An 8479-nucleotide genomic window follows, 5' to 3' on the forward strand; every position below is an offset into this window, starting at 1 on the left:
TAAAAGGCTTTAGTCGGCTTAAATGACTGAGCACTTTCACATTAGGCTATGACTTAAGTTTAAAAACTAAAGATCGTCATCATCCCAATCATCGCCATCTTCATCGAAATTGTCTATATCGTCTAGATCATCCTTTAGCTCTTTGGCCAAACGCTTTTCTTCTAGCAGATTATCGATCAGTCGACGCTTCTCAAGACTACTTAAGCGCGTACGCACGCTCGTCTCGGCTTCTTCCACCATCTTTGCATCATCATCGTCGACAAAATCATCATCAAAATCGTCGTCAATATCAGCGTCACTCATGACAAACTCCTATCATTTTTAGCAAGGGTATTAAGAATACATTAATATATATATGCCTTATAAAGTCTCTACTTCACGTTGTCAATGCTTTTTATTATTAATGCCCTATTTTTAGGCTGTTTAAAGATAACGACAGAGACAATATCTCAGACAATTGTATAGTAATAAGCGAATATAAGCAGCATTAAATAGCCGACTCATCTGCGCTTTCAATCATCAATACCGCATTGCGCACATCTGCTAAGCGTTGAATCATCGAATCATTACCACCATCGAACACCGCACATTCACGCTCATAAACCGTGGTTGGGCGCATGATACTCTGCACCTGCACATGGTGGCTGATTTGCTTGAGACCTGCATTAGGTAACAAAATCAGCATTTGCTCTTTTTTGCCGACGCTGTGTAATAATTGCGTCATTGCTTGCGCCTGTGCATCATCGCTGACCCCTGCTTTAGCAGGTAGTGCAAAGCGACTTAGCTCAATGTGCTTGTCATGGATGATTTTGTTAAGCATCAGATACAGCTTGCCAAGCATCACACCTGCTAACGCCACTTTGGCATGGCTATTGTCCGCCTTTAACAACACGCTAGCACCCGTGTCATCGAAACGCGGCTCGTTCATCGCGCTGACACCCAACAACAATGGCTGCTTGAGTAACTCGGTCACCGCTTGATTCAATAGCTGCGTACATAATGCCAAATAAGGTAAACGCTGAGCCGGTGCCAGACGCTCAAGCATATTGAACTCGTCATGGAATACAATCTGCACTCTCACACTGTCAAATGAGCGGGTGGCAGACAACCGAGAGGCGCTACCAGATTTAGGAGCACGGCTTATCTCATCTTGGGCAGCACCATTTGCTGCATCATGCTCCGCTCGCTCTTCAGTCGTACTATCGATAGGCTGACTATCAGAGCCAGTGGTATCAGTCGCCGCTTGATTCTGTTGCGTTCTTAAATACTGGTTTACTTCACTATGTACATCCAATTTATGTGCATTGGCTGGCTGACCGTCCGTCGCAATCTCTACAGAATGCTCCGATGTTTCTTTATCCATATCCGTGGCACGGCGTTCAAACTCCCGATCATAACTGCGCTGATCGATTTGCATATACTGCTCACGATGCAAATCTTGAATATCGCGGCTAAGCGCGTTAATTTGCTCTTTGGTTGGACGGGCAAGGTAACCATAAACCAGCCAAAGCAACAAATGCAGCAGCATCGTACCGATGACGAACGGCCATTGCATAGCGATAATCTCGCCTTTGCTAATATCTTTTAACGTCAACGACACACTGCCAATCACCGAATCGCCATTGGTGGCAATCTGCCGAATGGTATCACCTTGCTGCATGGGCGCATTGCCAACAGGCACCAAGATGTCGTCGTTATTGTCTTTAATCAATATGCGCGTCACGTCTTGCTCGCTGGTATAGCGATTGGCAATGACACTCAAGCTGACACGGTCTTTATTTTCTAAAGACAACCTTGCTTCATCAATCAGCTGGGCGACCATCTGCTCGCCTTTTAACGCACGACTTTTGCTCAGCTGTTGATCGGTACTGATGACCAATAACAACGTCTGCAAACAAAAACTAACCAGAAGAATAATGGCAAACAACCCTTGCCGCGGCGCTAAATACGTCATGATATGGTAAACTTTTTTGGATAAGAGAAATTAAAAAAACAAGGCTATCCCTCATTTTTTGGCGAATTTAAAAAAACTATAATAGTGCGCATCTTAATAAGTATGTATTGAACTTAAGTACCATAACCCGACACGTCTGTTGTTGCCTAAAATAACATTTACAACAAGATTTGGTTACTTAAAAACTGCTGTCTCAAATACGAATACTCAGGATAATCTACGGCACATTTGGTAAGCGGCGACTGAGAGTCATTGTTGTGGATATCATCATGAATACAGTCCGCTTATCTTATCTACTATATCACCATAATAAGTCTTATAGCGTTAGTTGATTTATAAATTTATCATAATAATCACATTCAATTTCAAATGATTTTTCAACGATTGCTGCCATCTTTAATCGACGGTGATACTTTGCGCGTCATCTATAGGCGCTGCCGAGTAAAGCTGCTATTATTCCCAATCTTATATGAGCATACAAGGGACCATTGAGCCATGCCACACAATACATCTTACTCGTTACCAAAAGACAGCAAAGCATGGCAACAAGCCGTTGACTCTATTGCGTCACTGTTACCCGATAACACGAACTTACAAGATTTTGATGCGCTACAGTCCCTGCCAGTTTTTGCTCTTATTGTTGTGCTACCGACCAAAATATCGACGCTTGATATCCACCAGTATGTGCAATCGTGGGTCGACGAACAGCCAAGCTGGCATTTGGTCACCGTCGCTGAAGATACTGATGCCAGTTTTGTCAATATTACCGTTTCTGATACAGAGCCAACAGCAGCAAATGCACAGCGCTTGCCTTTTACCCAAGCACAAGTATTCCGCTATTTGTTGGTTCCAGTCACTGATACGCTCATGCATCCTGGCAAAAAGACCGCAGCAGCTCACATCATTGATGATCAGCTGACCACGCGCTTGCGTCATGACTTGACCGAAGCTTATAACGATAGCCATCAAACGAGCAGTACTGAACGCTTGGATATTGTCGATTGCCATATTTTATCAGTCGGTCATATGCTACGTACCCACAAGCTTGCCTGCTTTGATATGGATTCCACCTTAATCGAGCAAGAAGTCATCGTTGAGTTGGCAAAAACAGCGGGCATCGGTGAAGAAGTCGAAGCCATTACGGAAGCGGCAATGCGCGGTGAGATGGATTTTGATGAGTCTTTTGCTCAGCGTGTGGCGTTACTAAAAGGCATCTCGACCGATGTATTAGATGATATCTGCAGCCGCCTAACGCTATCAATGGGCGCTCGCACTACCATCAGTGCACTAAAGGCTTTGGGCTACCATACCGTACTGGTATCAGGCGGCTTTACCTACTTTGCCCGCTACATCGCTGAGCAATTGGGCGTTGACGAAGTTCACGCCAACGCCCTAGATATCGACGAAGGGGAAGTCACTGGTCACGTACAGCTGCCCATCGTCAATGGTGCCAAAAAAGCGGCTATCGTTGAGCATACTGCTGAACGTTTAGGCATCGAGATGTCACAAGTGGTCTGTATCGGTGACGGTGCCAATGATTTACCGATGATGGCCATTGCAGACCTAGGCGTCGCCTATCACGCCAAGCCCATTGTGCAAGCACGTGCTGATGCCGCCATCAATGTCACAGGGCTTGAAGGCATATTTTATGCCCTTGGTTATCCAGCACTTGCGCCCACGGAGTAACAACTACACTCGCAACACCATACCATGGAGCTAGGTTAGTGTTTTTAACATTAATCTGGCTTTTATGTCTTATTACATTGCGACATTGCAACAGTCAATTTTCGTATCACTGTCCTAGCATACTTAGCGGCATCGCATTAACTTTCACTGTGTTTTCAAATAAAAAAGGATTGTCCATGACGGCATCACCATCACCGCGGCAAAATGAGCCGTCAGCGCCACAACCACTGGATAAGAGCAGCACTGCTGCATCCTCCGATAGTCCAAAGCAACTATTTGGGGTTTATATCCGAGGAATGGCCATGGGGGCAGCGGATATCGTACCGGGTGTCTCTGGCGGCACCATTGCGCTGATTGCTGGTATTTATGAGCGCTTGATTAACGCCCTGAGTAGCATCGGCCCCAATCTCTGGCAGATATTCCGACAGGAAGGCGGAATCAAAGGTTTGGTTGCGGTGTGGCGACAAGTTGATGCCACTTTTTTGTTATTTTTGTTATTGGGAATCGCCACCAGTTTTGCTACTTTAGCCGGTATTATTAAACACCTATTAGATAATCAACCGTTATTTATTTGGTCGTTCTTTTTTGGACTGGTTGTCGCAACAGTATTTATATTATTGAGTGAGATTCAGCGTTGGAATATAGGGCGGGCAGCACTATTCGTGACTGGTCTTGTTGCCGCTGTGGTCATTAGCAGCTTACCATTGCTCACGACCACACCAAGCTTGCCTTATTTGTTTTTTGCAGGGGCAGTCGCTATTTGTGCCATGATACTGCCAGGTATATCTGGGTCTTTTATCTTATTACTATTAGGTGCTTATGACGCAGTATTAGAAGCCGTACATAGCCTTAACTTTACGATAATCTTCACGGTCATTGCGGGTATGGCAACGGGATTGTTATTATTTACTCGCGCACTTAAATGGTTATTGTCTCGCTACTATCAGGCAACTTTGGCCTTGCTCACAGGTTTTATCGCAGGCTCGCTTGTGAAAGTATGGCCATGGAAAGTAGATGCGTTAGGCGCGCTTGATAGTGACGCGATCAACAACGTGATGCCATGGCAATATCCTACTGGTCCACATTGGCTAACCACTGTAGGACTGATGCTGCTAGGCGCGATTTTAGTCTCACTATTGTCTTGGTGGGGCACTCGTAGCAATCGCGCTTAACCTTACCTTAAACCTGCATCAGTCTCTTTTTAAAACCCAAAAACCCTCCTATACACTCTTAATAATAAGCGCCCATCCTTGCGGCGCTTATGCTTAAACCTTGCCATACAAAACCATCAAAATGTGCTAAAAAACCAAACGTCAACGGTTGTCGCAAAGTCGCTTGTCCCCTCTTTAGCTTTGTTCCCCAAACTTTCATAATGACCCTATTGGAGTTCACCTTATGAATAGCGAGATGAATGATGTTACTGACTATATTTTCGGTTATTGGTATAGAAACGTGGAGCACGGCGGCACTGCTTGGTTATAGCTTGCTGGCAGGCTTGATTTTGGCGCTTGCCTTATCCTCACAGCGCTGGCTGCTCTGGTATCTATTTGGTGGTATGGCATATTGGCTAGCGGTTGAGGCGATTCAAAGCATTGTGGCGGGTCGTCCTATGCTATCAGAGCTGTCAGAATGGCACAGCTATATCATCGCCATGGGTATCAGTTGGTTGCCTTTAGCGGGCTGGGTGCTGTATCGGGCACTACGTTACGAGGATGTCAGTCAATCCGTTCAGCAGCAGCGTCAATTGCAAGCGGCACGCTATATCGAGCACACGCCTGTTTATGATGACGACTACCAACCGCGCTTCCACTGATAGAGTCGCGCTTATATCAACGAGCGACGCTATTAGATTGGCTCATTATCTACTTACGGTACTTTTATTTGCCTTTTATATAGCCTGTATTACATTATCTTTATTCGACTGTATCTCGTCCAGAAATTACGATTAACCTGCCGTCAAATTCGCTCAATCTAGCATAGGTAGTGCGAGCATTCATTTTCGTTGCTATTCTGTTTTCTACTGTCATTTTTATAAATATTAACAACTTGTTTTAATCAAGATGACGTCATTGGATGTTACAAGATACTTAACGCTCTCTACGTAACTCCTAAAGAATAGCAACCTCTCTATCGTTTATAATCTAGTTATATATTTGTCACAAAAATTGTTATAAAGTACGCATTATTTTGCGTCTCATTCTTTAGGAGTTCGATTATGTTTACTGTTCCTGTATTAGATATTAAATCTGATCCGTTAGATGTGCTATTGGCTGTGATTGGCTATCGTTTGTCCATGCTTGCTGATAGTGATAACGAAGATGTGAAAGCAATATTTGCTGATCGCAATGTTACGATTGAGCTTGCCAGCACTGAAGCGGATATCGCCCGTTATTTTGTCTTTGATAATGGTAGCTTCAGCCAATACAGTGGTCATGCTGAAAAAGCAGACCTCACCATCAATTTCAAGGATTCGATGACAGGTGTTAAGCTTTTGACCAAAGGCAATCTTCCTGCCTTTATGACTGCTGTACAAGAAGGCAACCTCAGCATCGAAGGCGATTACAGCCTAATGATGTGGTTCAATAAGCTTGCTAAGCATATCGTGCCAGCTATTCCAGAAGAATGTAAACCTTATATCCAAAAAGCCAAGCCTTATGCTTATAAAGCACAAAAACTTGCCAATCATTGGATTGGGGTTGCTAAGCATAAACTTGGTAAATCATAACGTAAATAGATCGACGTAAATAAAGAAAACAGATCACGATTATTTAGCGCTCAGTTACTTTACTCTTTCGCAGTGTTCTGATTTTCTAAAAAGGTTGCGGTATACTATATCGCAGCCTTTTTTATTACCTAAAATTTTATGGCTTCACACACAACTCTTTTAACCACTATTCTCTTAAAAATGATTGTTTTAAAAACTATTATAAAAGGAATTATATGATGGCAGGATTACTTAACATCTCAGAGCCTAATGCCAGTAGCCCCACTGACACGTTCAATAATAAAAATAACAGCCACAGCGGCTTGAACAATGACTTTTTAAACAACTTAACAACGGATGCCACCGCCAGCCAAAAAATGACCCGTAAGCATAGCCGCGAAGAAATCGCCGAACTGTTTGATTTGCCATTGATGGATTTGTTGTTGCAAGCGCAAACGATACATCGGGCGCACTTCACTGCCAATGAAGTACAAATTAGTACTTTGTTGTCGATCAAAACAGGTAACTGCCCCGAAGATTGTGGCTATTGCTCACAATCCGGTCACCACCGCGACACGACTAAATTACAAGCAGAGAAACGCATAGAAGTCGATAAAGTCATTGCTGCGGCCAAACGTGCCAAAGCCAGTGGCTCGTCACGCTTTTGTATGGGTGCGGCATGGAAACATCCAAGCGCCAAAGACATGCCCTATGTGGTTGAGCTGATCAAAGAAGTGAAGGCCTTAGGGCTTGAGACCTGTATGACCCTTGGTATGCTAGATACCAATCAAGCGACGCAACTGGCGGATGCTGGACTCGATTATTACAATCATAACCTAGATACCTCACGTCGTTATTATGAGCAAGTCGTCAGCACGCGAAGCTATGACGAGCGCTTAGATACCATAGACAACGTGCGTAACTCAGGCATCAATGTCTGTAGTGGCAATATCGTCGGTATGGGTGAAAGCCGTGACGACCGTATCGATTGGGTACATGAGCTGCTAAAAATGCCCAAAGCGCCAGAGTCAATTCCCGTCAACTTGCTTGTGCCCATTAAAGGCACACCAATTGGCGACAAAGTATTGGCAGAAGGTCAACTGTCAGTGATTGAATGGATTCGTACTATTGCCGTGGCACGTATCTGCTGCCCGACCAGCTATGTGCGTCTGTCTGCTGGCCGCGAAAGCCTATCCGACTCTGAACAAGCCTTGGCCTTTATGGCAGGTGCCAACTCATTCTTTTATGGCGATAAACTGCTGACTACTGGCAATGCAAGCCAATCAGGCGATGACAGACTCATGCGTGAGCTTGGTCTAACAAAGCAATTTGCCGCGCCAAGAGCGCCCAAAGTATTGCCTGTGATGGATGCGATGAGTGGTCATCAATCGCAAGTGATGATGGCAGAGTAGCGTTTTTTATCGCTACCATTATTGGATAATCTGCGCTAAGCTTGCCGACATTATTGATGATAAAATATTAAATCGTAAGAGAGAATGTGATGGCAGATTATTTCAATTGGATTAAAGCGGCGCATATTATATCGATGGTCTGCTGGTTTGCGGCGATATTTTATTTGCCACGCTTGTTTGTCTATCATGCGATGAGTGACGACAGCATCAGCCATGAACGCTTTGCTATTATGGAGCGCAAGCTCTATCGCGGTATTATGACGCCATCGATGATAGCCACATGGGTCTTCGGTCTATGGATGTTGGGGCTAGGCTGGGAGGTGTATAAAACCCAAGGCTGGTTACACGTCAAGCTCTTATTAGTGGTGCTACTCTCTGGCTATCACGGTGCTTGTGGCTTTTATCGTAAAAAGCTAATGGATAATCCGCATTATAAGACGCATAAATTTTGGCGCTGGTTTAACGAAGTACCAGTGTTTGCATTGGTCATTATCGTCATCTTAGTAGTAGTAAAGCCCTTCTAAAATCCAGTAAATATGCTCATAACTGATTTTTAAATCTGAATACCTCTAAACTCAAAGCGTCCGTTACTTATTAAAGTAACGGGCGCTTTTTTTAGGACATCATAAATATGGGTGTAATGGACAAAATTCATGCTATTTGAGTGACTTTGATAGTAGAAAGTCTTTAATAAACCGTAACTTACGCCTCTCATTTCGCCTC

General features: G+C 44.1%; 8 protein-coding genes. 6 read left to right on the top strand and 2 right to left on the bottom strand.

Annotated elements, in window-relative coordinates:
* Positions 1-66: 66 nt before the first annotated feature.
* Together JMX95_RS08590 and JMX95_RS08595 are read right to left on the bottom strand one after the other, a co-directional pair.
* Positions 67-303 (bottom strand): PA3496 family putative envelope integrity protein, encoded by a 237-nt coding sequence (locus tag JMX95_RS08590; RefSeq protein WP_045443968.1) that lies wholly within the window; start codon positions 301-303, stop codon positions 67-69.
* 184 nt (positions 304-487) lie between these two features.
* Positions 488-1954, bottom strand: coding sequence for a hypothetical protein (locus tag JMX95_RS08595; RefSeq protein WP_201560570.1), 1467 nt, complete (start codon positions 1952-1954; stop codon positions 488-490).
* A gap of 495 nt (positions 1955-2449) precedes the next feature.
* Here JMX95_RS08595 and serB point away from each other — a divergent pair, with 495 nt between their 5' ends.
* The 6 genes from serB (at position 2450) to hemJ (ending at position 8280) form a co-directional block, all read left to right on the top strand.
* Positions 2450-3640 carry a phosphoserine phosphatase SerB gene (gene serB, locus JMX95_RS08600; RefSeq protein ID WP_201560571.1) on the top strand — a complete coding sequence of 397 codons (1191 nt, stop codon included), beginning with the start codon at positions 2450-2452 and terminating at the stop codon, positions 3638-3640.
* 176 nt (positions 3641-3816) lie between these two features.
* Positions 3817-4812 carry a DUF368 domain-containing protein gene (locus tag JMX95_RS08605; RefSeq protein WP_201560573.1) on the top strand — a complete coding sequence of 332 codons (996 nt, stop codon included), beginning with the start codon at positions 3817-3819 and terminating at the stop codon, positions 4810-4812.
* 239 nt (positions 4813-5051) lie between these two features.
* Entirely contained in the window at positions 5052-5453 is a 402-nt protein-coding gene (aciT, locus tag JMX95_RS08610; RefSeq protein ID WP_227676010.1) for an AciT family ciprofloxacin tolerance protein, read from the top strand.
* Positions 5454-5855: 402 nt separating this feature from the next.
* Positions 5856-6365: an SCP2 sterol-binding domain-containing protein gene (locus JMX95_RS08615; protein ID WP_201560575.1), complete on the top strand. Its 510-nt coding sequence runs from the start codon at positions 5856-5858 to the stop codon at positions 6363-6365.
* 356 nt (positions 6366-6721) lie between these two features.
* On the top strand, positions 6722-7756 hold the full coding sequence (bioB, locus tag JMX95_RS08620) for a biotin synthase BioB (RefSeq protein WP_201560583.1): 1035 nt from the start codon (positions 6722-6724) through the stop codon (positions 7754-7756).
* 89 nt (positions 7757-7845) lie between these two features.
* The gene (gene hemJ / locus JMX95_RS08625) at positions 7846-8280 is read left to right on the top strand and encodes a protoporphyrinogen oxidase HemJ (protein ID WP_045453451.1); all 435 of its coding nucleotides are present in this window, start codon (positions 7846-7848) and stop codon (positions 8278-8280) included.
* Positions 8281-8479 lie beyond the last annotated feature (199 nt).

It is taken from the genome of Psychrobacter sp. NC44 (assembly GCF_904846655.1).
In the GTDB taxonomy this organism is placed as follows: Bacteria; Pseudomonadota; Gammaproteobacteria; order Pseudomonadales; family Moraxellaceae; genus Psychrobacter.